Origin of the sequence: Bradyrhizobium nanningense, assembly GCF_004114535.1 — a bacterium.
Lineage (GTDB): Bacteria > Pseudomonadota > Alphaproteobacteria > Rhizobiales > Xanthobacteraceae > Bradyrhizobium > Bradyrhizobium nanningense.
Window position 1 is genome coordinate 536,958 of the sequence record NZ_LBJC01000033.1, and the last position, 25,754, is coordinate 562,711.

The following is a 25,754-nucleotide window of genomic DNA, read 5'->3' on the forward strand; positions in this document are numbered from 1 at the left end:
GGACCCACGAGGTCGCTCCGATCAGACCGACTTCAAACCGACTTCAAACCGATTTGGGCTCGACGAACATCCGGCCCTTCATTTCCATGTGCATGGCGTGGCAGAACCAGGAACAATAGTACCAGTAGACGCCCGCTTTGTCGGCCTTGAAGGTCACGGACGCGGTGGCCATCGGCGCGACTTCCATCTGGATGCCGTAGTTCACGATACAGAAGCCGTGCGTCAAATCCTCGACGGCGTCGATATTCGTGATGAAGACGGTGACCTCGTCGCCTTGCTTGACCTGGAACTGTTCGAGGCCGAACGCCGGCGCGGTCGACGTCATGTAGACGCGCACCTTGTTGCCGTCGCGAATGACCTTTGAATCCGCCTCCAGATTGATGCCGTCGGCCTTGGCCTGCTTGACCGCATCGGCGAACATCGGATCCGCGCGGTCCCAGATCGAGATCGGGTTGATCTTGGAGCGGTGGACGATGGTCGCGTCATGCGGCTCGGCGAAGCTCGGGCCGTCATGCACCAGCTTCATCTGATCGCCCGAAATGTCGATCAGCTGATCGTTTTCGGGCTTGAGCGGCCCGACGTTCAGGAAGCGGTCCTTCGAGAACTTGTTCAGCGAGATGAGCCATTTTCCATCCGCCTCCTTGGTCTGTCCCATCGAGGAATGGTTGTGACCCGGCTGATAATGCACGTCGAGCTTTTGGATGATGGGGTTGACCTTCTCACCCTTGAAGGCCCGCTTGGCGAGGTCGATGTTCCATTTGCAGATCTGGCTGTCGAGGAACAGGGTCGTGTAGGCGTTGCCCTTGCCGTCATAGGCGGTGTGCAGCGGGCCAAGCCCGAGCTCGGGCTCCGCGACGACGACGTCGCGCGGCTTGATCTTGTCGTCGAACAGATCGTCGAATTTGCGGACGTCCATCACGGTCACGGTGGGCGAGAGCTTTCCGGCCGCCACGATGTGGATGCCGTCGGGAGCCGTGTTCATGCCGTGCGGGTTGTTCGAGACCGGAACGTAGCGGGTGTAGGCCGATCCCTTGCGGCCGTCGATCACGGGCACACCGTTCATTTCCTTGAAGTCGCCCTTCTTCACGGCCTCTTCGATCCGCTTGATGTTGAAGATGACGACCCAGTCCTGTTCGCTGGCGGTCATCTCCGCCAGAGTGACGCCTTCCTCACCGTTGTAGCAGGTCGAGAAAGCGTATTTGCCCTGGTAGTCAGCGTCGACGTTATCGAGATTGCCGCTGACGATCACCTGCCAGGCCACCTTCATCGTGTCGCCGTCGATCGCGCTGAGCATCGAACGGTATTGCTTGGGATCGTCGAGGACCTTGCCGTCGTTGGGCAGGGGAACCCCATCCTCGCCGTTGGCGAACACATAACCGGTGCGCGGATATTTCTGCACCCGCAAACCGTGGACGGTATGCTGGTTCGGCAGCTCGATGATCTTGTCGCACTTCATGACGTCGAGCCGCACCCGCGCCACGCGGGTGTTGGCCTTGTCGTTCATGAAGGCGTAGCGCCCGTCATAGGTGCCATCGGTAAAAGAGATATGCGGGTGGTGGAGATCGCCGTTCACGAACGTACCGCCGCGGTTCTTGAGGAACTCGCGCGTCGCAGGCTGCAGCCCCTCGGTCAGGACCTTGATGCTTTCGTTGGTCAGGCCCCAGCCGGTTGCGCTGCAACGGTTGAATACCGGAACACGCATCAATTCACGCATTGACGGCAGGCCGACGATCCGCATCTCACCAGTCTGGCCGCTCGAGAAGAACACGTAATATTCGTCGAGCTCGCCGGGCGCGACCTCGGTCTTCTGCACGGCCGGCCGTGCGGCCGGCGCCTTCGGTGCAGCATTCTTGGTCTGCGCGTCCGCCGTCGAGACGAAGCCGCCGTCCTTCATCGCCGCGCCGCCGGCCAGGCCCACGCCCGCCGCGGCCGCCGTCGTTCCCAGCACCGTTCGTCGGCTGACGCCCTTTGCCTTATCGTTCTCGCTCATGATTGCCTCCTCGGCTTCGGTTCAGTTAGGGGGTGGAGAGATGGTGGGTGAAGCGCCAACAGGTTTGCCGCCGGCGGTGATGACGGTCGCGGGACCCTTGCCTGAGCGCATCGTGGGCGAGGACATCGCCGCGAACTTCTCGCGCTTGAGCCGCACCTGGATCATGTGCGGGCAGCGGTGATCGTCGTAATAGAGTTCCTGGCAGTGCATGCAGTAGATGCACTCATTGACGTTGATGTGCCCCTCGGGATGGATCGACTGCACCGGGCATTCCTTGGCGCATCGCTGACAGGGCGAGCCGCATTCCTGCCAGCGCCGCAACCATTCGAAGGTGCGGATGCGGCCGGGGATCGCGAGTGCGGCACCGAGCGGGCACAAGTAGCGGCAGAAGAACCGTTCGATGAACAGGCCGATGACGAGCAGGGCGACAGCGTAGGCCACGAAGGGCCAACTCCGCGAAAACTTCAGGATGATGGCCGTCTTGAACGGTTCGACCTCGGCAAATCGCTCGGCCATATCGACGGAGTAAAGCGACAGGCCGAACAGGCCGAGGAAGATGATGTACTTGATCGGCCATAGCCGTTCGTGCAATCCCCACGGCACGGTTATCTGCGGGACCTTCAGCCATTTGGCGGCCGTGTTGGTCAGCTCCTGGAGCGCGCCAAAAGGACACAGCCAGCCGCAGAACGGGCCGCGGCCCCAGAACAGAAGCCCGCCGGCCGTCGCGGCCCATAGAATGAAGATCAGCGGTGCGGCGAGGAAGAACTCCCAGCGGAAGCCCGTCACCAGCGCATTGGTGAAGGTGACGACGTTGACGACGGAGAGCTGCGCGTTGGCGTACCAGCCAAGCCAAACCAGGACGAGGACGAGATAGCCCCGCCGCACCCAAGTGTACAATACCGGGCGGCGCACGAGCAGGTTCTGGAAGAAGAAGATGCCGGTGAGGGCGGCCAGCATGAATGCGGTGATGCCGATCGAGACAGTGCTCGACCGCCAGATCCGCATCCAAAGCGGCTCATCTGCCTCCGCGGGCGGTGCGGCCGCAGTCGTTGCCTGCGAAGCCGGTGGCGCCGCGTTCTCCGGCACTGTCACCGTGCGCTGCTCGCGGCGTATGTAGCTGTCGGGTAGGGCGTAGCCGAGGTCGAAGGTCAGGAATGCCTTGTCGCGGCCGCCGAGGCTGCGCTGCACCAGCAGCTGCAGCTGCCACGGCTGTGTCGGATCGAGAGTGAACTCGGGAGGGGTGACGAACAGGCCGATTTCTTTGAACTCGGGCGCGCCGACCGCGTCCAGTGCGCCAAGGCGAGTGTGGTTGCGGTCGCGGAAGCGAGTGCTGTTGCCTTCCTGCAGGATCTCGACGCGATCGAAGATGCCGCCGCGGACATAGGCCGAGCCCTTGAAGGAGTAGGCTCCGTTGCCGGCGACGACGATCGCCTGCTGCCCCGGCTTCAAACCGTCCTTCAGCCGTCGATAGCCGTCCTCGCCGAGCAGGCTGCGGCCGATCGTGGGCGCGCTCACGAGCGCGACGTAGAGGTCGATGAAGGTGTCGCCGGCCTCACCTGGCTCGGGATACTGGCTCGCCGCCGCGCTCCCGGATTTCGCAAAGGCATCGTTGATGTCGCCGATGCTGAGATGAAGCCGGCGTATCGACCCGTCGCCGACGAGACCCTCCCAGTCTCGGACTTCGCTGTGTTCGAGATCGAGCGTCTTGATGACGGGGGGCAGGGCTGCGGAAACCGCCGCGCCGTCGCCGCCACCAACGCGACCGCCTCGGATGATCTTGGACGCCGCGCGAACGATACTGTCGCCCATCACCAGCACGGTGACGGTTGCGCCGCTCACGATGTCGACCTGCGGCGGCCGCTCGGCACCGCTTGCGACCGGCTTCATGTCCTTGCCGATCAGCGAGTTCACGGCAGCCACGATGCGGGCTTCCGGAATGCCGACCAGCACGATCGGCTCCTTGTGATCGACCAGCTTGATGCCGGTGATGACACCCTTCGGGTCGATCCCAGCCAACAGGTGGATCGGTTTGCCCGAGTAGCCGACAGAATTCGCGAAATCGGAGTTGAGGAAGACGAACCCCTGCAGCTGGTCGCCGCGGTACACTGGCGCGATCGGCGGATCGCCTTGCGGGGGGCCGAAGCGATCCGCTCCCGGGAAAAAGTCCGCGGGGGTGATCTTCGGCAGGTATGTCGGCAAGTCACCGGCGGCGCACGCGGGTGAAATATATGTCAGACAGATTAGCAGCAAGCCGGCGAGCGCTAACGTTGCACGCCTCGCGAAGGCGATATCGTTATCGGGTCGCTTCGACATGTCGATTCAAATGCCATCTGCGCGATCCAACCGGATCGCGTGTGTCTTGTGATTCTTCTTCGATGATTTGTCGCCGCTGACGTGCCACACTCGTCGCACACGTCGACATCTGTCAAGCTGGACCAAAATATTTGTTCCCTCGCGGAACCAGATCATACGTTTGCACCGGGAACCCTCGCCATGCCGCTCTTGCGCACTTCATTGCTCATTGCTGAGCCCGCCGGTGTACTGGAGTCACTCGACGAGCTCTTTGCGCTAGCTCATGCAATGGAGCAGGAAGCGGCCAAAAAATACGATTCTCTTGCTGAAGAGATGCGCGGGCAGGGCAAGGATGATCTGGCGGAGGTGTTCACGCGGCTCGCCGCCGCCGAGCGCGAGCACGTGGACAGTGTGACGCAATGGTCGCAATCGCGCCGCGGCAAGGCCCCGGATCCCGCCATGGTGCGCTGGGAGGCGCCGGAAGCACTCGCTCCGGAAGCTGCGGCCGAGGTGAAGACGTCACGATTGATGACGCCGTACCGCGCGCTCGCGATGGCGGTCCGCAACGAGGAGCGCGCCTTCGCCTTCTGGTCCTATCTGGCAGCCTACTCGCATGATCCCGAGGTCAAGAAGGCGTCCGAGGCGATGGCCAAGGAGGAACTCGGCCACGTCGCCACGCTGCGGAAGGAGAGGCGGCGCGCTTATCATCATGAGCACGACCGGAGCCGCGCCGAGGCATCGACTTCGCCGCGGCCGCCGCAAATCGATGCGCAGAGCCTGGAGCGTCGCCTGATTGCGCAACTCGGTGACATGGAACAACGCCTGAGCGGGCCGGCGGCGGTCCGGATCCGGGACATTCGCCAACAGGCGATCGAGATAGCCGATGCTGCCGCTGGCGTCGGGAGCTTTCCGGCGTCCATGGAACGCAAAGGCCCACTCGAGATTGCCGAAGCGCTCGTCGACGGCTACCTCGATGTCGCCGAGCAGTCGAGCGACGCCGCCGATCTCGAACGCCTGCAGCAGCTCGCCGAGCGGGCGATCTCAAGACTGGCCTGGCTGCGATCACTCGCGATGGATTAGAGGCAGCCCGCCGCTCACAGCGGGTTCAGCTGCGCCGTTTAGGCGGCGGCGTTCCGGCCCAAATTCCACCCGCGTCCACCTTCGCCGAAGATCTGGTAGCCGCTATCCGTCACGGCAACCGTATCCTCGAGCTTGATGAAGCCGCGCTTTGGATGCTTCATCGTGGTCTCGATTGAAATCACCATGCCGGCTTCGAGAGGGCGGCGGGCGTCGCCGTCGTCATAGGGAACCGGACCCGTTGCGGTCAGGCGAGGGGCCTCGTGGCTGACGAGGCCCATGCCGTGGGCGAGGAAATCCGTGCAGTCGCGTTGGGTGATCTGCGCAAGCTGGCGCTCGGCCGCAACATAGATGTCGCCGCCCATCGCGCCCGGCCTGACCGCAGCAAAGGCGGCTCGCTGGACCGCCTCGATCTCGGCCAAATAGTCCTTCAACTCGGCATCCGGCTCGCCCAGGACCGCCATGCGCGCGACGTCGCCGATATAGCCGCGATAATTGCCACCGGAATCCAGCGACAACACCTCACCTTGCTCCCAGCGCTGCGATGACGGCGCCCGATTATGGCTGCTGCCGCAGGCAAGCAGGCAATACTCGAAGGTCAGGCCGCGGTTGGCTTCCGCAAGGCGCAACGCATCCGACAATTGCTGTTTGGTCGTACCCCGACCGTGACCACGGATCACTGCCAACATGGATGCAATGACGACCTCGGACGCCGTCTTCAACTTCGCCAATTCCTCCGCCGATTTGACTGCTCGCAGCCGCTCCAGCACCACCACCGCGTCCTTGAGCTCGGCGCCGGGCAGGGCGTCGGCCAGCACCTTTCCTGCATCCATCGGCATGAACGGCATCTCGACCCCGACCCGCTTCGAGGGCACGCCCGCCTGACGGATCAGCTCTGCGGCGCGCTGGACGGCGTCCATCGAGCCATTCGATTCGGTCCGGACCAACGGCACCCAAGGCGGCGCGACGGTGCGCTGGTGGGTTTCCAGCCGGTGCCCGACATAGATCGACTTCTCCGGAGCGCCCTTGGCATAGACCAGCACCGGCAGATAGCGGCTGACACCCAAGGCATCCATGTAGTCGAAGAAGATCGCCCGTTCGGCCCCCAGCAAGTATTGCACGTTGTGCTTGGAAGTCGCGATCAGGACGTCGAGGCCAGCCGTCTCCATGAGACGGTCGAGCTTGGCGGTATCGAACGGAATGGCGCGCGAGGCGGCACGAGCAACAGTTTCCTGCATGACGGACCTCCGGGTCACCGCTGATTTGATCTTACCTGGACTCCTGTCCGCGACTCCGAGTTAACCGCCGGATGGTCGGTTAGCTCCAGATGTGGGCTGGAAGGAGGGTTCCTAATGGCTCAAGCGGCCGGCCGGCCGATCCACCTCACGCCTAATCCGTAATTCGCATAAGGTATATTATGGAATATATTTATCTACAATCAGATCAATTATTTAGGGAGAATTTCTGTCACAGCACCTTCGCTTAGGCCCGGTTGTCGGTTTGCGCCTCGACCGTCGGCCTGGCTCCTTACGGCTACTGCGCATGGGGTTGTTTTTCAGATTTTGAATCGGCTCGATGTCTCCGAAAGCCGATATTGCCGGGACCTTGTCCGGCTGCAATAAGCGAGGCCTCGCGAGATCGCAGATGACCTTCAGGCCTTCCGTCCGTATAGGTTTGCGTCTCAGAACAACAACAAACCTTCCGAGGAAGCAGACCCATGAGCTTTTCCCGACGCACGCTTCTCAAGGCCTCCGCCGCGACCGCGGTCCTGGGCGGCCTCAGTGCGCCCCATGTGGCCCGCGCAGAGAGCGCCGAGTTCATCTACAAGTACGCCAATAACCTGCCCGACACCCATCCGCTGAATGTGCGCGCCAAGGAGATGGCAGCTGCGATCAAGAGCGAGACCAACGGCAAGTTCGACCTCCAGATCTTCCCGAACAACCAGCTCGGGTCCGACACCGACATGCTGAGCCAGATCCGCTCCGGCGGCGTCGAGTTCTTCACGCTGTCGGGCCTGATCCTGTCGACCCTGGTGCCGGCCGCGTCCATCAACGGCATCGGCTTCGCATTCCCGGACTACGACACGGTCTGGAAGGCCATGGATGGCGACCTCGGCGGCTTCGTCCGCGGCGAGATCAAGAAGGCCGGCCTCGAGGTCATGGACAAGATCTGGGATAACGGCTTCCGCCAGACCACGTCGTCGACCAAGCCGATCACCGGCCCTGATGACCTCAAGGGTTTCAAGATCCGCGTGCCGGTGTCGCCGCTATGGACCTCGATGTTCAAGGCGTTCGACGCGGCGCCCGCCTCGATCAATTTCAGCGAGGTGTATTCGGCGCTGCAAACCAAGATCGTCGAAGGCCAGGAGAATCCGCTGGCGATCATCTCGACCGCCAAGCTCTACGAGGTGCAGAAATACTGCTCGCTGACCAACCACATGTGGGACGGCTTCTGGTTCCTGGCCAACCGCAGAGCCTGGGAAAAGCTGCCGCAGGATGTGCGCACAATCGTCGCCAAGAACATTAACGCCGCTGCGGTCAAGGAGCGTGAGGACACCGCCAAGCTCAATGCCAATTTGCAGCAAGAGCTCGCAGGCAAGGGTCTGACCTTCAATCAGCCGGCCGTGGCGCCGTTTCGCGACAAGCTGCGCACCGCCGGCTTCTATGCCGAGTGGAAGGGCAAGTATGGCGATCAGGCCTGGGACCTCCTGGAAAAGGCCGTCGGCAAGCTGTCGTAACGCGTTGGGGCCATCATGGCTCATGTCGAGGTCGAGGTGACCGGAGTGGTGGGCGAGGCGGCGTTGCAGTCCCCTCGCCGACCTTCGCTGCTGGCTTCGCTCGAGCGCGTGCTCGGTCTGGTCGTCGAAATCCCGGCGGCGATCCTGGTCGTCGCCGAGATCGTGATCCTGTTTGCCGGCGTGGTCGCGCGCTACGGCTTGCACCGGCCGCTGATCTGGTCGGACGAGCTCGCCTCGATCCTGTTCCTGTGGCTCGCCATGCTGGGCGCGGCGGTCGCATTCCGCCGCTCCGAGCACATGCGCATGACCGCAATCGTCGCCAGCGCGCGGCCGGCCATGCGGGCCTATCTCGATCTGGTCGCGACCTGTGCGGCCCTGGCCTTTCTGGTCCTGATCGTCTGGCCCGCCTGCGACTACGCCTATGAGGAAAGTTACATCACGACGCCGGCGCTCCAGATCTCCAATTTGTGGCGCGCCGCCGCGCTGCCGGCCGGCATCGGCCTGATGGCGGCGTTTGCCTTGCTGCGGCTGCTGCGCGCGGCCGATTGGCGGATGGTGGCTGCCGCCGTCATCTCCGTTGCCGTTGTAATCGGCCTGTTCTGGCTGGCGGAGCCTTACTTGCGGCCGCTCGGCAATCTCAACCTGGTGATCTTCTTCGTCGGCGTCGCTGGCTTCTGCGTCTTCGCCGGCGTTCCCATTGCGTTCGGCTTTGGCCTTGCGATCTTCGGCTATCTCGCGCTGACCACGCGCACGCCCGTGATGGTGCTGGTCGGGCGGATGGACGAGGGCATGAGCCACCTCATCCTGCTCTCGGTGCCGCTGTTCGTGTTCCTGGGGCTGCTGATCGAGATGACCGGCATGGCGCGGGCCATGGTGGCGTTCCTGGCCAGCCTGCTCGGCCATGTCCGCGGCGGCCTGCACTACGTTCTGGTCGGCGCTATGTATCTGGTCTCCGGCATATCAGGCGCCAAGGCCGCCGACATGGCGGCGGTTGCCCCTGTGCTGTTTCCGGAGATGAAGCAGCGCGGCGCCAAGCCCGGCGACCTCGTCGCGCTTCTGGCGGCGACCGGCGCCCAAACCGAGACCATTCCGCCGAGCCTCGTGCTGATCACGATCGGCTCGGTGACGGGCGTGTCGATCGCTGCGCTGTTCACCGGCGGACTCTTGCCCGGCGTCGTGCTCGCGATCACGCTCTGCTTGCTGGTGTGGTGGCGCTACCGCCACGAGGACATGAGCCATGTCCGCCGCGCCACCGGCAGCGAGATCGGCAAAACGTTCATCGTCGCCCTGCCCGCGCTCGCGCTGCCGTTCGTGATCCGCTACGCTGTGGTCGAGGGCATCGCGACCGCAACCGAGGTCTCCACCATCGGCATCGTCTATGGCGCCCTGGTCGGCCTCCTGGTCTATCGCCGGTTCGACTGGCGACGGCTGCTTCCGATGCTGGTCGAGACCGCGGCGCTGTCGGGCGCCATCCTGCTGATCATCGGCACGGCGACCGGCATGGCCTGGGGCCTTACCCAATCAGGCTTCTCGCGCTCGCTGGCGGCGGCCATGACCGGATTGCCGGGGGGAGCTGCGACCTTCATCGCCGTCTCGATCCTGGCCTTCACCATCCTCGGCAGCGTGCTGGAAGGCATCCCGGCGATCGTGCTGTTCGGACCGCTGCTGTTTCCGATCGCCCGGGCCGTCGGCGTGCACGAGGTGCACTACGCCATGGTGATCATCCTCGCCATGGGGATCGGACTATTCGCACCGCCGTTCGGGGTCGGCTATTATGCCGCCTGCGCCATCGGACGCGTCGATCCGGCCGAGGGCATCCGGCCGATCTGGGGTTATCTGCTGGCGCTGCTGGTGGGATTGATCGTCGTCGCGATCTTCCCCTGGATTTCGATCGGATTCCTTTGAGGCGTTTTGAGGAGAGTGTCGATGAGTGAGCGGCAGAACCAGTACAATATCGGCCTCGACAAGACACCCGCCAACTACGTGCCGCTGAGCCCCTTGAGCTTCCTCGCGCGCAGCGCCGCGGTCTATCCCGATCACGTCAGCATGGTCTATGAGGGCCGCAGCTTCACCTGGGCTGAGACCTATGAGCGTTGCAGGCGTTTTGCGTCCTGGCTCGCGCGCAAGGGGATCGGCGTCGGCGACACCGTCGCTGCGATGCTGCCGAACATCCCGGCGATGAACGATGCGCATTTCGCCGTGCCCATGACCGGCGCCGTGCTCAACGCGCTGAACATCCGCCTCGATGCGCCATCGATCGCGTTCCAGCTCGACCACGGCGGCGCGAAGATCATCCTGGTCGATCCCGAGTTCTCGGGTGTGATCACCGACGCGCTTGCGCAGATGACGGGCCCCAGGCCGCTCGTGGTCGACGTCGACGACGCATCGTTCAAGGGCGGCAGCCGCATCGGCGAGATCGAGTATGAGGCGGCGGTCGCGCAAGGCGATCCTAACTTCGCGGCGATCACGCCGAGCGACGAATGGGACGCGATCGCGCTAAGCTACACCTCGGGCACGACAGGCAATCCCAAGGGCGTCGTCACCCATCATCGCGGCGCGTATCTGAACGCTGTCAGCAACATCCTCGCCGGCAATCTCGGCCAACATCCGGTCTATCTCTGGACGCTGCCGATGTTCCACTGCAACGGCTGGTGCTTCCCGTGGACCATTGCGGCCGCCGCCGGCATCAATGTGTGCCTGCGCAAGGTCGAGCCGACCAAAATCTTCGAGCTGATCAAGAGCCACGGCGTCACCCACATGTGCGGCGCGCCGATCGTCTACAACACGCTGATCAACGCGCCCGATGCGCCCAAAGGCAAAGCCGCCCGCCGCGTCGTCGGCCTGATCGCCGGCGCTGCGCCGCCGGTCGCGGTGCTGGAAGGCGCCGAAAGCATCGGCATCAAGCTGACGCATGTCTACGGCCTGACCGAGGTCTACGGCCCCGCCTCGGTCTGCGCCGAGCAGCCCGGCTGGGACGAGCTGCCGCCTGCTGAACGCGCGCGCATGAAGCGCCGGCAGGGCGTGCCCTACCCGCTCGAGGAAAACGTCACCGTCATCAATCCGCAGACCATGCAGGAGGTGCCGCGCGACGGCGAGACCATCGGCGAGGTCATGTTCCGCGGCAACATCGTGATGAAGGGCTATCTCAAGAACGAGAAGGCGACCAAGGAAGCCTTCGAAGGCGGCTGGTTTCACACCGGCGATCTCGGCGTGCTCGACGAGCATGGCTACGTCATCATCAAGGATCGTTCCAAGGACATCATCATCTCCGGCGGCGAAAACATCTCTTCCGTCGAGGTCGAGGACATCCTCTACAAGCACCCGGCCGTGCTGTTCGCCGCCGTGGTCGCAAAGCCCGATCCGAAATGGGGCGAAGTGCCTTGCGCCTTCGTCGAGCTGAAGGACGGCGCAAGCGCCAGCGAAGCCGACATCATCGCGTTCTGCCGCAGCCACATGTCGGGCTTCAAGACGCCGAAGGCGGTGGTGTTCGGACCGATCCCGAAGACCTCGACCGGCAAGATCCAGAAATTCCTGCTGCGCAACGAGGTCGGATCGGCGAAGGCGATCTCGGCCTGAGGCGATCCGGCTCAGACACATTTGGAAACATTGACTGCGTCTTCGCGGCAAGCGCGCCTCGTCCGACATCGTTTGCGCGCATCCGGCGACATCGAGACACGCCAGGAAAAGATTGGAAAGCGTTAGAGACGCATTTACGATTCCACTTCACCGGATTCGCTGATTCCAGATGATTTGCCGTGCGGGCTGCGCGGCTGGCGACCGGCGCGGTTGGGGCGCTTCATGCGGTTGGTGTCGTGAGCACGGACGTGCGTGTGCGTCTGGCGCTGCTGCTATCGGCGGCGGCCTGCCTGCTGCTGCCGAACGCGGCCGCGGCGCAAGCCATGCGCGAGTTCGGCGCATTTGCGGGCACGCAAGGATTTGGGCCCGGCAGTCCGAATGCTCCAGGGTACAACAATGTCTCCGGCACAGGATTTGGCGGCCCGCAACCGGCAGGTTTGCCGGGGGCGTCGTTCGGCAACGGCGGCGGTGGCGGCGTGCAGCCCGCCTATGGCTGGAATGCCGAACCGCCCGGACTTGCCGGCGCGGCACGCTTCGGCATGCGGCAGGCCTTCGGCGGCAGCGCCGATCGCGTGCCGCAGGCCGAGACGGCACAGGCCACGTTTCTGGCGATGACGCAGTTCACACAGACCCTGCTCGATCCCGCCATTGATGGGCGCGGCGTCGGGCCCGCCGAGGTCGACGCGGAGCTCACGGCCTACGCCGATATCGGCAACGATCGGACCCATGGCGGTATCGGACGCGAAGCCTATGGCGCGATCTACGGCAAGCCTTCGCCCGCCGCCCCGCACTGGCGCACATGGGCTGCCGGTTTTGGCGGTTCGCAGGTGTCGACCGGCGGCAACGGATCGGCCACCCGGAGTTTTGGCACGGTGGCCGGGGCCGATTATTCTCTCTCGCCGCAGACCCGCATGGGGTTTGCCCTCGCCGGCGGCGGCACCGGCTTTGCGAGTAACTTCTCGAGCGGTCGCTCCGACCTGTTCCAGGCCGGCGGCTTTCTCAGGCACGCGGCTGGGCCGGCCTATGTCACGACCGCGCTCGCTTACGGCTGGCAGGCCATCACCGGCGACTATCAGGTCACCCCGGTCGGCACGGACCAGCTCAGCGCAGCGGTCAATGCCAATGCCTATTCCGGCCGCCTCGAAGGCGGTTATCGTTTGGCCACGCGCTGGCTTGGCATCACACCCTATGCTGCCGCGCAGATCACCAACTTCCGCCTACCCTCCAATACGCCGCAGCCGGCCTCCGTGGCCGACAGATTCCCGATGGCGGCCGGTAGCAACAGCTTCACCGACAGCCGCACCGAGCTCGGGCTGCGTGCGAGCACGTCCGCCACGCTGTTCGGCAGCGTGATGAGCCTGCGCGGACGGCTCGCCTGGGCCCATGATTTCAACGCAGGACAATCGATTCCAGCGGCGTTCCAGTCCTTGCCGGGCCGGGGATTTGTCGCTGGCAGCGTATCATTGGCGCCGAACGCGGCGCTGGCGGGCGTTGCAGTCGAGCTTCGCGACCTCAACGGCTGGTCCGCCACAGCGAACTTCGACAGCGAAGTGTCGGACCTCGTACGTTCTTATACCGGCAGGGCCACGCTGCGCTATGCATGGTGACCCTGCCCCGCGATCGAGCGCCTGACCTCCGCCAACGCCGGAAGACGCTGGACGGAAGGCGGCCCGTGCTCACATCTTCTTGTAGGCGTCGACGATCGCCTGACCATCGGCGCCGGCCTTCTTGAGCCAGTCGGCCGTGAGCTGTTCGCCGATCTTCTGGAATCCGGCCTTCAGCGCCGGGCTCGGCGGCTCGACATTCATGCCTTTTGCCTTGAGCTGGTCGAGGTACCAGGTGCTCTTGTCCTGCCAGGCCTTCCAGCCGCGGGTTTCCGCCGTTGCCGCCGCCTTGAGGATGGCCTCCTGGGTCGGCTTGTCGAGTGCGTCGAACGCGGCCTTGTTGACGAAGGTGTAGTCCTTGGGAATCCAGGCCTGCACGTCATAGAAATACTTCAGCGACTCCCAGGCCTTCGCGTCGTAGCCCGTGCCGCCCGACGACATGAAGGAGTTCACGACGCCGGTCGCCAGCGCCTGCGGCAGTTCAGCAGCCTGGATCGTGACCGACTGCGCGCCGACCAGTTCGCCGATGCGCGCGGTCCCGACGTTATAGGCGCGCCATTTCAGGCCCTTCATGTCCTCGATCGTGGCGAGTGGCTTGTTGACGTAGACGCCTTGCGGCGCCCACGGCACGACGAACAGCAGCTTGAGACCCTGCGCATCGAGCTTCTTGGCGATCGCGGGCTTGGAGGCCTGATACAGCTTCATCGCGTCGGGGAAGCTGGTTGCCAGGAACGGCACGACGTCGACGCCGAACAGCGGATCCTCGTTCTCGTGGATCGAGAGCAGCACTTCGCCCATCTGCGCCTGCCCGGTCACCACCGCGCGCTTGATGTCGGGTGCCTTGAACAGCGAAGCGCCGGGATGGACCGTGATCTGCAGCTTGCCCGACGTTGCGGCTTCGACGTCCTTGGCGAAAGCGATCAGGTTTTCGGAGTGCGGATTGTCGGCGGGATAGGCCGCCGGCAGATTCCATTTGGTCTGGGCCAAAGCGGGCGTTGCCGCGAGAATTGCGCAGGCAATCAGGCCCGCACCGATGCAACGAGACTTCATTTAACTTCTCCTCCCGGTCAAATTGAAAGCGTGGCTTGTCAGTCTGGGAAAGCGAGCTTGGGCAGAAACATCACGATCTCAGGATATTCCGTGATGATGAACACGGAGGCGAGCAGCAGAACGAAGAACGGGAAGGCCGCCCGCGCGACGGTGAACGTGTCCCGTCCGCTCATGTTCTGGAGCACAAACAGATTGAAGCCGACCGGCGGGGTGATCTGCGCCATCTCGACATGGATGATGAGATAAACGCCGAACCAGACCAGATCGAGCCCGGCCTGCTTGACCATCGGCAGCACGATGACGGCGGTCAGGACGATCATCGAGATGCCGTCGATCAGGCATCCCAGGATGATGTACATGACGCTGAGATAAAGCGCGAGCATCCCCGGTGTGAGCTGTTGCCCCTGAACCCAAGTGGCGAGTGCGGCCGGAATGCCCGTATAGGCCATTGCGGCCGTGGTGTAGGCCGCGCCTGCCAGGATCAGCATGATCATGCAGGTCAGGCGCGTCGCGCTCATGATGCTCTCGAGAAAATTCTTGCGCGTGAGCGTGCCGCTCCACCAGGCCAGCAGCAATGCGCCGGTGACACCCCAGGCCGCGCATTCGGTTGCGGTCGCAAAGCCGAGCACGAGCGAGAGGAAGACCGCGAAGATCAGCAGCAGGCACGGCACGAGCTTGGAGGACTCCCGCAGCTTTTGGCGAAACGGCATCGGCGGATCGCGCGGAGGAATCTTGCTGGGATTCAGCAGCGACCAGATGATGATGTAGCCGGAATAGAGCACCATCACGAGCACGCCCGGTAGGAATCCGCCAAGGAACACCTGCAGCACGGAGACATTTGCCGTGACCGCGTAGACCACCATCGGGATCGAGGGTGGGATCAGCAGGCCGAGGGTGCCCGATCCTGCGAGCGAGCCCAGGCTCAAGCCTTTGTCATAGCCACGCTTGTCGAGCTCGGGCAGCGCGATCTTGCCGATCGTCGCGCAGGTCGCTGCCGAAGAACCCGACACCGCCGCGAAGATACCGCAGCCGATCACGTTGACATGGGTCAGGCGCCCAGGAAGCCACTGGACCCAGGGCGACAATCCCCGGAACATTTCTTCCGACAATTTGGTGCGGAAGAGGATTTCGCCCATCCAGATGAACAGCGGCAATGCGGCCAGCGTCCAGGACGCGCTTGCACTCCACGTGGTGGTCGCAAGCACTGCGCCGAGCGGCAGGCTGGTCGTCAGCGCCATCGCCACGAAGCCGACGAGACCGAGCGAGACCGCGATCCAGATCCCGCTGCCAAGCAGCAGGATCATGACGCCGAGCAGGATGAAGGAGAGCTCGATCATGCCGAGATTGGCCATGGTCAACCTCCGCCGCCCTGCGAGATGCGCTCGATGAATTCGTCCGGCGTTTCGTCCGGCGAGCCCAGCTCGTAGCTCGGCCGGTTGCCGACGACGACGTTGACCATCTCGTCGATGAGCGCGATCGACAAGATCGCAAGACCGCCGGCGAAACCGAGCTGGGGAATCCAGAGCGGAAGCGCGACCACGCCCTGCGCCACATCGTTGAAGCGCCAGGAATCATAGGTCATCTGCACGGCATATCGGGTAAAATAGAGGATGAAGGCGGTGGCGATACCCAGCGCCACGATCTCAGCGATCTGCTTGGTCCGCCCGTGCAGCCGTTCCAGCAGCAGGCCGACGCGGATCATCTCTCCCCGTTTGAAGGTATGGGCAAGGCCTAGGAAAGCCATCGCGGCCATGCACCAGGACGCGAAATCATCGCCGGCGGGAATGTTGATCGCAAATTGGCGCCCGACCGACATGACCATCATGATTGCAAAGATCGCAACCAGGAAGATGCCGGCGGCGTAGCCTGCCCCGAGATAAAGGAGATCGAGCGCGCGGCGCAGCAATCCCCCAGCCGTTACGTCGTCCCCTGTCACACCATCCCCATCATCGCACGAGGCGATTCAGCCGACTCCGACGTTCACAAATCGCTCGTCGCAGATCCTGGCTCAACATCGCCCTTGGCCAACGCCCTGTCTTTCAGACGTTAGATCAACATGATGCAGCCGATGCAAGCAAGGACTATGCCTGCCCGCGGCGGAATTTCCACCGCAGGTTCAATGCGTCTCCAGGCGCAGCCCGTCAAAGGCGGGCACGACGCCCGCGGGCAGCGATTGCCGGATCACCTCGTAATCGACGTCGGCGGTCATGTTGGTGATGACCGCACGCTTCGGCTTGAACCGTTCGATCCAGGACAGCGCGTCGTTGATGCTGAAATGGCTGACATGGCTGGTGTAGCGCAGGCCGTCGACGATCCAGAGGTCCAGATTTTCCAGCGCGCCCCAGCTCTCGCGCGGGATGTCGTTTAGGTCGGGTGTGTAGGCTGCATCCCCGATGCGATAGCCGAGTGCGGGAATGTTGCCATGCTGCACCAGAAAGGCCGTCATCGTCACCGCGCCCCCCTTCCCCAGGATGGTCTGGCTTTCGCCCGCCTCGATTGAATGCCGCGTCAGGATCGGCGGATAGTCGCTGCCCTCCGGCGAGATGAAGCAATAGGAGAACCGCGACAGGATGTCCTTGGCGGTCGACTGGTTGAAATAGGCCGGGATGCGGCGGCGCATGTGCATCACGACCGGACGCAAATCGTCCATGCCGTGGGTCTGATCGGCGTGCTCATGCGTCAGGAACACCGCGTCGATGTGATCGACATTGGTCGAGAGCAATTGCTCGCGCAAGTCCGGCGAGGTGTCGATCACGATGCGCGTGGTGCCGTGCTCGGAGGTCCGTTCGACCAGCAGCGAGCAGCGGCGACGGCGGTTCTTGGGATTGTTGGGATCGCAGGCGCCCCAGCCGAGCGCCGGGCGCGGCACGCCGGCGGAGGAGCCGCAGCCCAGGATCGTCATCGTCAGCGTCATGCGGCTCCCAATTTCAAGCTTTCACTTTCGAGAACAGGCGGAAGAAGTTTTCGCTGGTTTGACGCGAGATCTCGTCAAACGACACACCGCGCGTCTCGGCCAGCACCTTTGCGACCTCGACCACATAAGCGGGCTCGTTGCGTTTGCCGCGGAACTTGCCCGGCGCAAGATAGGGCGAGTCGGTTTCGACCAGGATGCGGTCCGACGGCAGTTCGGCGGCAAGCGCGCGCAAGGTCTCCGACTTCTTGAAGGTCAGGATTCCCGTGAAACCAATATAGAGCCCGAGCGATACCGCCTTCAGCGCCAGTTCGCGCCCGCCTGTATAGCAATGCAGCACGGCGCGAAACGATCCGCGTGCCGCCTCGTCTTCCAGGATGCGGGCGCAGTCCTCGTCGGCTTCGCGGGTGTGGATCACGAGCGGCAGGCCGGTGGCGCGAGCGGCGGCGATGTGGGCGCGAAAGCCCCTCGCCTGCGCCTCTGGCGAGCCGTTGTCGTAGAAATAGTCGAGCCCGGCCTCGCCGAGCGCAACGACTTTGGGATGCTGCGTCAACGCAATCAGTTCGCCCGATGCGATACCGTCCTCCTCATCCGCATGGTGCGGATGGGTGCCGACCGAGCAGTAGACGTCGTCATAGCGTTCGGCGATGGCGAGAAGCTGATTCAGCTTTCGAACCCGAGTCGAGATCGTGACCATGCGCCCGATCCCGGCCGCGCGTGCCCGCGATACGATCCCGTCGAGATCTTCCGCAAAGTCCGGAAAATCCAGATGGCAATGGCTGTCGACCAGCATCGGCGAATGCCTCTAAGCCGCCGGCTCAATGTAGCGCGGGAACGCCGGCGTCGGAGCCGGCAGCGTCGAGCCGGGCGCGATGCGTTTAGCCCCGCCGAGCATGCCGAAGCTGCGCTCGTCCTCGGGGATGCCGAGGCTGTCGAGCAGCTTGCTAGAAGCCGCCGGCATCGCGGGCTGAGCCAGGATCGCGATCTGGCGCACGACCTCGGAGGTGACGTAGAGCACCGTCTTCTGCCTGGCCGGATCGGTCTTGGCGAGCGCCCACGGCGCCTCGCCCGCGAAATAGCGGTTGGCCTCCGCGACCACGGCCCAGACGGCGTTGAGCCATTGATGGATCTGCTGCGTCGCCATGGCCTCGCGTGACGCGGCTACCATGCCGTCGGCCATCGACAGGATCGCCTTGTCGTTGTCGCTGAACTCGCTGGGCTCGGGCAGCACGCCGCCAAGCTGCTTGGCGATCATCGACAGCGAGCGTTGCGCCAGGTTACCGAGATCGTTGGCGAGGTCCGCGTTGATGCGCGCGACGATGGCTTCGTGGTTGTAATTGCCGTCCTGTCCGAACGGCACCTCGCGCAGGAAGAAATAGCGCATCTGGTCGACGCCATACTGGTCGGCGAGGTTGAAGGGATCGACGACGTTGCCGACCGACTTCGACATCTTCTCGCCCCTGTTGAACAGGAAGCCGTGGGCATAGACCCGCTTCGGCAGCGGGATTCCGGCCGACAGCAGGAACGCCGGCCAGTAGACCGCGTGGAAACGGATGATGTCCTTGCCGATGATGTGCACGTCGGCCGGCCAGTAACGCCAGTTCTTGTCGCTCTCATCGGGGAAGCCGACGCCGGTGATGTAGTTGGTCAGCGCGTCGACCCAGACATACATTACGTGCTCTTCGTCGCCGGGCACCTTCACCCCCCAGTCGAACGTCGTGCGTGAGATCGAGAGATCGCGGAGACCGCCCTTGACGAAACTCATTACTTCGTTGCGGCGCGAGTCCGGGCCGATGAAATCGGGGTGGTCCGCGTACAGCTTGAGCAGCTTGTCCTGATAGGCCGACAGGCGGAAGAAGTAGCTCTTCTCCTCGACCCATTCGACCGGCGTGCCCTGCGGTCCTAACCGCACGCCGTCATCGTTCAGGCGCGTCTCGTCCTCGGCGTAATAGGCCTCGTCGCGCACCGAATACCAGCCGGCATAGGTGTCGGCATAGATGTCGCCGTTCGCCTCCATGCGCCGCCAGATCTCCTGGCTGGAGCGATGATGCTGCTCCTCGGTGGTGCGGATGAAGCGGTCGAACGACACGTTCAGACGCTCGTCCATCTCCTTGAAGCGGCCGGCATTGCGGCTGGCGAGCGCGGAGACGGACATGTTCTCACCGGCCGCGGTCTGGACCATTTTCTGGCCGTGCTCGTCGGTCCCGGTCAGGAAGAACACGTCCTTGCCGTCGAGCCGCGCAAAGCGCGCCAGCACGTCGGTCGCAATCGCCTCATAGGCGTGGCCGATATGCGGGCTGCCGTTGGGATAGGCGATCGCGGTCGTGATGTAGAAGACGTTGTCGCGCGCGGGGGCGGCAACGGGCGCTGCAGCCTTTGGTGCAGCTACGGGCGCCGGAGCTTGCGGAGCTGCGGGGGCCTTCGGCGCGCGCGGTGCCTTCGGCTTCGCAGCTTTCGGCGGCGCAACGACGGGAGCCGGCGCCGCGATCACAGCTGGCGGTGTTACCCTGACCTTCTCGGCCACCTTCTTCGCCGGAATCGTGGTTGGCTTCTTGGTTGGTTTTTTGGCTGGCTTCTTGGTCGCTTTCTTCACCGCCTTCTTGGCGACGACCTGCTTCTTCGCGGCCTTCTTGCCGACCTTCTTTGTCGTCTTCGCGGCGCTCTTCTTCACGCCCTTCTTGGCGGCAGTCTTCTTCGACTTCGCGGCCTTCTTGACGTTCTTGGCAGCTTTGCGCGCACGCGCCTTCACAGCCGTCTTTGCGGCCTTCTTCGCAGCCTTCTTGCGGCCCTTGCCTTTAGCGGTTTTCTTAGCTCGCGTTGCCACGACGAATTCCTTTACCGGCTTCTCAAAATTTTGGAAACGAACCTGCGTCAGGTCGTTGTCTGCGCATGACCCTTTCGGAAAACCGCTGCGCACCTTTCCGGATCATGCTCTAGCGCGTTGCGTCCGCCAGCCAGCCGAACACCGAGAAAACCAAGGGCTTGCGCTCCAGATTGTAGGTTTCGGTGTCGCGCGCGGCGCGGACGATCTTTTCCCATACCTCGCTTAAGCGCGCAAGGCGCGGCAGGTTCTGGTTGGCATTGGCCTCGTCCGCATGCAGCCGTTCCGCGATCCAGCGATCGATTCCGTCGATGAAGGCGGCGAGCGCGACGCGGTCGCTGGCGCCGAGCGAATCGCCGAGCGTGTGCAACTCGCGCGGATCGACCTGTGGCAGGCGCGCAAGCAGCGCGGCCGTGCGCTGCTGGAGCTTCAGCGCATCACCGCCGAGCAGTGTCAGGGCCCGTGCAACGCTGCCCTCGGAGGCCTCCGCCGCCTCGCGTAGCGCAGGATCGTCCGGATCGAGCTCGGCGGCCGCAGCCGCAGCCCCGATCACATCATCCGTGGCCAGCGGCCGCAGGCGCAACTTGCGGCAGCGCGACTGGATCGTGGCGAGCACGCGTGCGGGCGCATGGCTCACCAGGAGGAATAGCGATTGCTGCGGCGGCTCCTCGAGGATCTTCAGCAGCGCGTTGGCCGCGTTCGGATTGAGCTCGTCGACGGTGTCGACGATGCAGACACGCCAGCCTTCGACCGCCGCGGTCGAGCCGAAGAAGCCGATCGTCTCGCGCGTCTCATCCACCGTGATCACGGTACGCATCACGCCGCGGTCGTTGGCGGTACGCTCCAGCGTCAAGAGGCCGCCATGCGAGCAGGCCGCCACCTGTCGCGCCACGGCGTCATCCGGATCGATCGCAAGGTCTTGGGCGCTCTGCACGGCGGGCGCCAGCGGCTGGCCATGAGCGAGCACGAAGCGCGCCATGCGGTAGGCCAGCGTCGCCTTGCCGATCCCTTGCGGCCCGCCGATCAGCCAGGCATGCGGAATCCGCCCGCTCCGATAGGCCGTCAGCAACGCCGCCTCGGCCTCGCGATGGCCGAACAGCCTCGATGTCTCGCGCGGATGCGGAATGGCGCTTTCGCGCTCGGTCTGACGCCGGCTCATGCGGAAACCACCGAGGCTGGTGTCGGCAGGAGACGATCGCGCAGCGCCGCCCAGACTCGGGCCGCGACCGTATCAGGGTCGGAATTGGCGTCGATCAGCACGCAGCGCGCCGGATCGTCCGCAGCGATCTTGCGATAGGCCTCGCGCAGGCTCTGGTGAAAGCTGAGCTGCTCGCTCTCGAACCGGTCGGGCGTGCCGTTGCCGCGGCGCGAGGCGGCGCGCTGCAGGCCGATCTCGACCGGCAGGTCGAGGATGATGGTGAGGTCCGGTTTGAGGTCGCCGATCGTGACCCGCTGCATCGCGTTGATCAGGCCTTCAGGCACGCGGCCGAGGCTGCCCTGATAGGCCCGCGTCGAATCCGCGAACCGGTCGCACAGCACCCAGGTGCCCTGGTTGAGCGCTGGCAGGATCACGGTGCGGACATGATCATCGCGCGCGGCGGCAAACAGCAGCGTCTCCGCCTCGGGACCGAGCAGCTTGCCCATGCCCGACAGCACCAGATGGCGCATGATCTCGGCGCCCGGCGAGCCGCCCGGCTCTCGGGTGACGCGGATGCGGAGCTTGGCCGCCTTGAGGCGGTCGGCGAGCTTCTTGATCTGGGTCGACTTGCCCGTGCCCTCGCCGCCTTCAAAGGTGATGAAGCGTCCGCGTCCGGACGGCCGCTGTAGCGCGCTCTCACTCATGATCAGAGCTTCTCGGCGCCTGCGCGGAACATGCCGATCACGAGCTCGCTGGCGCCGTCGATCGCGCGTCGCACAGTCGAGCCGGTGCCGATCGCTTCGGCCGCATAGACCGGCGTCTCCACCGCGATGTTGCCGCTGCGCCAGACCCTGACCACGCCGACCTTCTGGCCGGCCTCGACCGGCGCCCGCACCGGGCCGTTATAGACTACGCGCGCAATCAGCTTGTCGCTACCGTTCTTGTGCACCATCACCTTCACCGGAGTCTTGGCGACGAGCCTGACCGAGCGGCTCTCGCCGCCGAACACCTTGGCGTAACCGACAGGCTGGTCGGCCGCGATCAGCGTGCGGGTCTCGAAATTGCGGAACCCCCATTCCAGCATCTTCTTGGCTTCCGTGGCGCGATCCTCGGGGTCTTCCAACCCGTTGACGACGACGATCAGCCGGGTGCCGTTCTGCACCGCCGAGCCGACCATGCCGTAGCCGCCTTCCTTGGTGTAGCCGGTCTTGAGGCCGTCGGCGCCCTCCATCGAATTGAGCAGCGGGTTGCGATTGGGCTGACGGATCTTGTTCCAGGTGTACTCCTTCTCGCCGAACAGTTTGTAGAACTCCGGGAAGTCCAGGATGATGTGCCGGGCGAGAATGCCGAGCTCACGCACCGTCATCTTGTTGGCGGGATCGGGCAGCCCATTGGAATTGCCGAAGGTCGACTTGGTCATGCCAAGCTCGCGGGCGCGCTTGGTCATGAAGTCGGCGGCGAAGATCTTCTCGTTGCCCGCCATGGCCTCGGCAAGCGCGATGCAGGCGTCGTTGCCGCTCTGGATGATCGCGCCGTGCAGGAGATCGTCGACCGAGACCTTGCTGTTGATCGCGGCGAACATGGTCGAGCCGCCCGAGGGCGCGCCGCCGCGGCGCCAGGCGTTCTCGCTGATCCGGTACTCGTCGGTCAGCTTGATGTCGCCCTTCTTGATGGCGTTGAAGACGACCTCCGCCGTCATCAGCTTCATCATGCTGGAGGGCGCGCGCAACTCGTCGGCGCTCTTCTCGAACAGCACGCTGCCGCTGGAGGCTTCCATCAGGATCGCGGTCGGGGCATCGCCGTCGAAGCCGGCATCGTCCGTCTTCTTGGCGCCCTGGATGCTCTGGTTGGCGGCCAGAAGCGCCCCGCTCCAACCAATGCCCACAACCAGAACCGCAGCGACCAGCCCGCGTGCCAGCGTTCCGGCGGTGAGCCAGTTGCGACGAAGCAAAGGAAGATGAAATGCCATGGCGAAGCCCTGAGAGAGGCGTTCTAACAGTTGGAACAGATGCGAACAACACGCGGTTCGATGTCTGTCCCTGAGATTGCACGATTCTCGCCGCGCCCCTATCGTGGCGCCTTATGTTTTTCGACCAAACCCCTGAAACAAGGCGGAAAAGCGATGTCTTCCACCCGCGTGATCAAGGCCAACGGCATCGATCTCTTCATCCGCGAAGCCGGCCAGGGTCCGCTGGTGGTGCTGTGCCATGGCTGGCCGGAGCTGTCCTATTCCTGGCGCCACCAGATCCCCGCGCTCGCCGCGGCCGGGTTTCACGTCGTCGCCCCCGACATGCGCGGCTACGGCCAGAGCGCGGCGCCGCCTGACCTGAATGCCTATTCGATCTTCGACACGGTCGGCGACGTGGTCGGCCTGGTGCAGGCGCTCGGCGAAACCAAGGCGATGGTGGTCGGCCACGATTGGGGCGCGCCGGTCGCCTGGCACGCGGCACTGTTCCGGCCTGACATCTTCACGGCGGTCGCGGGGCTGAGCGTGCCGCCACCGTTCCGCGGCCGCGGCAAGCCGCTCGACCTGCTGCGCCAGGGCGACGTCACCAATTTCTACTGGCAGTATTTCCAGGCCCCCGGCGTCGCCGAGGCCGAGCTGGAGCGCGACGTCGCGCGCACCATGCGCATCGTGCTCGGGGGACGTGGCCTTGCCGACCCCACCGCCGCCATGTTCGTGCAGGAGGGCAAGGGCTTTCTCAGCCACGCGGCCGCCGAGGAACCGTTGCCCGGCTGGCTCAGCGAGGCTGATCTGGCCTATTTCACCGAAAGCTTCCGCAAGTCCGGCTTTCGCGGCGGGCTGAACTGGTACCGCAACATCGACCGCAATTGGGAGCTGACCGCGCCCTGGCAGGACGCGCAGATCCATCAGCCCTCGCTGTTCATCGCAGGCTCCAAGGACGCCGTCATAACCGGCCTGATCGGCGCCAAGCGCGTCAACGAGCTCGATCGCGTGCTGCCCAATCTGAAGCAAAAGCTGATCCTCGAGGGGCCGGCCATTGGGTGCAGCAGGAGCGGCCCGACGAGGTGAACGCGGCGCTGGTACAATTCCTGAAGGCCAGCGCGGCCTAGTAGAGCCCGCGGCCGCTCAGGATGCTGCGGGCCTCGGCGGCGCCACTGGCCGAGGAAGATGTGCTCTCGGCTGCATAGCGGCCGTCCTCGTCATAGGACACCGCGCGGGCGTTCTGGAGCGCCCGGCCCCGGCTGCGGCTCGACGCCGACATTTCCGAGGTCGCATTGAGCGAGGCCATGTCGGCCGAAGTGTTGCCGAGATTATAGGGCCGCCCCTCCGGCATCGGCACGTCGCCGCGAATGGCACCGCGGCTCGATCCCGGCAATTCCGGCACGAAGGGCCTTGCCGAGGCGACCCGGACCATCGAGGGCGACGGTGCCGGAACGCCGGTGCGCAGGGTTGCCATGAGCTGGCGGTCGTCGGAGCCTTCGAGCGGCGCCCGGCCGACATATTCGACGCGGACCCTGGCGACACCATTTCCTTTGAATTCAAGGAGTTCGGCGGCCTTGTTCGAGACGTCGATGAGGCGGTTGCCGTGATAAGGCCCGCGGTCATTGACGCGGACGATCAGCGACTTGCCGTTCGAGATGTTGGTTACCCGGGCGTAGCACGGCATCGGCAGGGTTGGATGCGCCGCGGTGAGCGAGGCCATGTCGAACACTTCGCCATTGGCGGTCAGGCGGCCGTGGAAATCGTCGCCATACCAGGATGCCATGCCCTCGGCGCGATAGTTGACGTCCTCCTCCGGCACGTAGGTCCTGCCCGCCACGACATAGGGCTTGCCGACGCGGTAGGTGCCGCCGCCCTTCGGCACGGGGTCCCCGAAAGCCACAACCCGGGGGCTCGACGACACGCCGTATTTCGGATCGACGCGGCTGGCGAATTTGTTGGAGGAGGCGCAATTGGCAAGCGCAACGCAGGTTGCGACCGCCGCAACACCACGCGCGGCCCGCAAAACCGAATCTGACCGTCGGATCCCCATGCGCCCCAAATACCATTCCGTCGGAGGTCTGCCCAACCCGCTTTGACAACGGGGCAGCCTGTCCGGTCCTTTGATTCCGAGGCGGCCCACCACCTCTCGGAAGCAGTAACGATAACGCAACCCGAACACGGCGGAAATGGGGAGCCTGCAGCGATCCCGCCGGGATGGTAAACGGGACGTTCGCATTTTTCCGTTGTTCTACGGAGCGATGGCACCTGCGCTGTGCCACGGATGGACATTCTGTTGCGCCAAATCCTCACTCCACCCCCATTGTCGCTGGCTTCACTTGAATTCTTTTGACTGTGCAAGGCCGCACGCGTTCTCTCGGATGCAAGGGCGGGATTTGGAATTTAACGATGATCGAGACGGTTTCGGCACTGATGGGTCTGGTAAGCGCGGGGATCTTCCTGGCCCATGCGTTTGAAGGCTACCGCACGAGGGCCTGAAGGCACTCGCGCGGGACGGCAAGCATCACTTCTTTCAAGACGGCGCGTTCGGACAATGTTGATCGATCCGACCGGGCATCGAAGACGAGAGCGGCAGGTGTCCCATGCGCAACC

Annotated in this window: 18 protein-coding genes and 1 pseudogene; 6 read left to right on the forward strand and 13 right to left on the reverse strand. The window is 64.2% G+C overall.

The window, feature by feature from the left end:
• Positions 1–43: 43 nt before the first annotated feature.
• Together nosZ and XH84_RS31430 are read right to left on the reverse strand one after the other, a co-directional pair.
• A complete protein-coding gene (gene nosZ / locus XH84_RS31425) occupies positions 44–1,990 on the reverse strand; it encodes a TAT-dependent nitrous-oxide reductase (RefSeq protein ID WP_128921788.1) in 1,947 nt (648 codons plus the stop codon).
• 21 nt (positions 1,991–2,011) lie between these two features.
• Positions 2,012–4,303: a NosR/NirI family protein gene (locus XH84_RS31430; protein WP_128921787.1), complete on the reverse strand. Its 2,292-nt coding sequence runs from the start codon at positions 4,301–4,303 to the stop codon at positions 2,012–2,014.
• Between the two features lie 180 nt (positions 4,304–4,483).
• On the opposite strand from XH84_RS31430, the gene XH84_RS31435 reads away from it, so the two are divergent.
• On the forward strand, positions 4,484–5,362 hold the full coding sequence (locus tag XH84_RS31435) for a ferritin-like domain-containing protein (RefSeq protein WP_128921786.1): 879 nt from the start codon (positions 4,484–4,486) through the stop codon (positions 5,360–5,362).
• A 38-nt stretch (positions 5,363–5,400) separates the two neighbouring features.
• Here the strand turns inward: XH84_RS31435 and XH84_RS31440 are convergent, their stop codons facing one another.
• Positions 5,401–6,597, reverse strand: coding sequence for a M24 family metallopeptidase (locus tag XH84_RS31440; RefSeq protein WP_128921785.1), 1,197 nt, complete (start codon positions 6,595–6,597; stop codon positions 5,401–5,403).
• Between the two features lie 479 nt (positions 6,598–7,076).
• On the opposite strand from XH84_RS31440, the gene XH84_RS31445 reads away from it, so the two are divergent.
• From XH84_RS31445 to XH84_RS31460, 4 genes are all read left to right on the forward strand, one after another.
• Entirely contained in the window at positions 7,077–8,096 is a 1,020-nt protein-coding gene (locus XH84_RS31445; RefSeq protein WP_128921784.1) for a TRAP transporter substrate-binding protein, read from the forward strand.
• Between the two features lie 15 nt (positions 8,097–8,111).
• Positions 8,112–10,001: a TRAP transporter large permease gene (locus XH84_RS31450; RefSeq protein ID WP_128921783.1), complete on the forward strand. Its 1,890-nt coding sequence runs from the start codon at positions 8,112–8,114 to the stop codon at positions 9,999–10,001.
• Positions 10,002–10,022: 21 nt separating this feature from the next.
• Entirely contained in the window at positions 10,023–11,672 is a 1,650-nt protein-coding gene (locus XH84_RS31455; RefSeq protein ID WP_164936552.1) for an acyl-CoA synthetase, read from the forward strand.
• 248 nt (positions 11,673–11,920) lie between these two features.
• Positions 11,921–13,279, forward strand: coding sequence for an autotransporter outer membrane beta-barrel domain-containing protein (locus XH84_RS31460; RefSeq protein WP_128921781.1), 1,359 nt, complete (start codon positions 11,921–11,923; stop codon positions 13,277–13,279).
• A gap of 69 nt (positions 13,280–13,348) precedes the next feature.
• Here XH84_RS31460 and XH84_RS31465 read toward each other — a convergent pair whose 3' ends face one another.
• From XH84_RS31465 to XH84_RS31505, 9 genes are all read right to left on the reverse strand, one after another.
• Positions 13,349–14,326 carry a TRAP transporter substrate-binding protein gene (locus XH84_RS31465; protein WP_128921780.1) on the reverse strand — a complete coding sequence of 326 codons (978 nt, stop codon included), beginning with the start codon at positions 14,324–14,326 and terminating at the stop codon, positions 13,349–13,351.
• 38 nt (positions 14,327–14,364) lie between these two features.
• Positions 14,365–15,678 (reverse strand): TRAP transporter large permease, encoded by a 1,314-nt coding sequence (locus XH84_RS31470; RefSeq protein WP_128921779.1) that lies wholly within the window; start codon positions 15,676–15,678, stop codon positions 14,365–14,367.
• Positions 15,679–15,680: 2 nt separating this feature from the next.
• Positions 15,681–16,262 (reverse strand): TRAP transporter small permease, encoded by a 582-nt coding sequence (locus XH84_RS31475; protein ID WP_128921778.1) that lies wholly within the window; start codon positions 16,260–16,262, stop codon positions 15,681–15,683.
• 180 nt (positions 16,263–16,442) lie between these two features.
• On the reverse strand, positions 16,443–17,240 hold the full coding sequence (locus XH84_RS31480) for an MBL fold metallo-hydrolase (protein WP_128921777.1): 798 nt from the start codon (positions 17,238–17,240) through the stop codon (positions 16,443–16,445).
• Between the two features lie 13 nt (positions 17,241–17,253).
• Positions 17,254–18,030 (reverse strand): TatD family hydrolase, encoded by a 777-nt coding sequence (locus tag XH84_RS31485; protein WP_128921776.1) that lies wholly within the window; start codon positions 18,028–18,030, stop codon positions 17,254–17,256.
• Between the two features lie 12 nt (positions 18,031–18,042).
• A complete protein-coding gene (gene metG, locus XH84_RS31490; RefSeq protein ID WP_128921775.1) occupies positions 18,043–20,061 on the reverse strand; it encodes a methionine--tRNA ligase in 2,019 nt (672 codons plus the stop codon).
• A gap of 109 nt (positions 20,062–20,170) precedes the next feature.
• Positions 20,171–21,217 (reverse strand): DNA polymerase III subunit delta', encoded by a 1,047-nt coding sequence (locus XH84_RS31495; RefSeq protein ID WP_128921774.1) that lies wholly within the window; start codon positions 21,215–21,217, stop codon positions 20,171–20,173.
• A complete protein-coding gene (tmk, locus tag XH84_RS31500; protein ID WP_128921773.1) occupies positions 21,214–21,900 on the reverse strand; it encodes a dTMP kinase in 687 nt (228 codons plus the stop codon). Before tmk ends, XH84_RS31495 begins: the two co-directional genes overlap by 4 nt.
• 2 nt (positions 21,901–21,902) lie before the next feature.
• Positions 21,903–23,165 carry a D-alanyl-D-alanine carboxypeptidase family protein gene (locus XH84_RS31505; protein ID WP_164936551.1) on the reverse strand — a complete coding sequence of 421 codons (1,263 nt, stop codon included), beginning with the start codon at positions 23,163–23,165 and terminating at the stop codon, positions 21,903–21,905.
• Between the two features lie 153 nt (positions 23,166–23,318).
• Here XH84_RS31505 and XH84_RS31510 point away from each other — a divergent pair.
• Positions 23,319–24,271: pseudogene (locus tag XH84_RS31510) on the forward strand (alpha/beta fold hydrolase).
• Here XH84_RS31510 and XH84_RS31515 read toward each other — a convergent pair.
• Positions 24,268–25,194, reverse strand: coding sequence for a septal ring lytic transglycosylase RlpA family protein (locus XH84_RS31515; protein ID WP_128921771.1), 927 nt, complete (start codon positions 25,192–25,194; stop codon positions 24,268–24,270). The pseudogene XH84_RS31510 and the gene XH84_RS31515 overlap by 4 nt on opposite strands.
• Positions 25,195–25,754 lie beyond the last annotated feature (560 nt).